The 586-nt window shown below is 36.7% G+C and carries 1 protein-coding gene; it reads right to left on the reverse strand.

The genetic code is table 11. The features are described 5' to 3' along the window. A partial coding sequence (locus tag BBH99_RS12910) for a YebC/PmpR family DNA-binding transcriptional regulator (protein ID WP_066696295.1) occupies nt 1-503 on the reverse strand: 503 nt, incomplete at its 3' end. Between the last annotated feature and the right edge of the window lie 83 nt (nt 504-586).

The following is a 586-nucleotide window of genomic DNA, read 5'->3' on the forward strand; positions in this document are numbered from 1 at the left end:
TCTTCATCTTTTTCCACATCTTCAGCTCCACCATCAATCATTTCCATTTCGAAGTCATCCCACTCCATTTTCACCTGAGCTAAATCGATTGTAAAGATTCCTTTTCTGTCGAAGATAAATGCAAGCTCACCATTTTTACCTAGGTTTCCGTCAAACTTGTTGAAAATAGCTCTTACATTAGCTACCGTTCTTGTCGTATTATTTGTAGTACACTCTACAAAGAAAGCCACACCTCCTTGTCCGTATCCTTCATAAGTAACTTCTTCATAGTTTTCGGCATCAGCACCGCTCGCTTTTTTAATCGCTCTTTCTACATTGTCCTTAGGCATGTTTGCCCCTTTAGCGTTTTGGATACATCTTCTTAATGCCGGATTAGATTCAGGATCCGTTCCGCCCGCTTTTACTGCTAATGCAATATCCTTACCTATTTTAGAGAAAGTTTTGGCCATTTTATCCCATCTGGCCATTTTAGAAGCTTTTCTATATTCAAATGCTCTTCCCATTTTTAATTTTTAAATTTTCAGCAAAATTACTTAAAAGTCCACAAAAAAAAAAATACCTCCAAAAAATTGGAGGTATTCATTAT

The sequence above is a fragment of the Chryseobacterium contaminans genome, from assembly GCF_001684955.1.
Lineage (GTDB): Bacteria > Bacteroidota > Bacteroidia > Flavobacteriales > Weeksellaceae > Chryseobacterium > Chryseobacterium contaminans.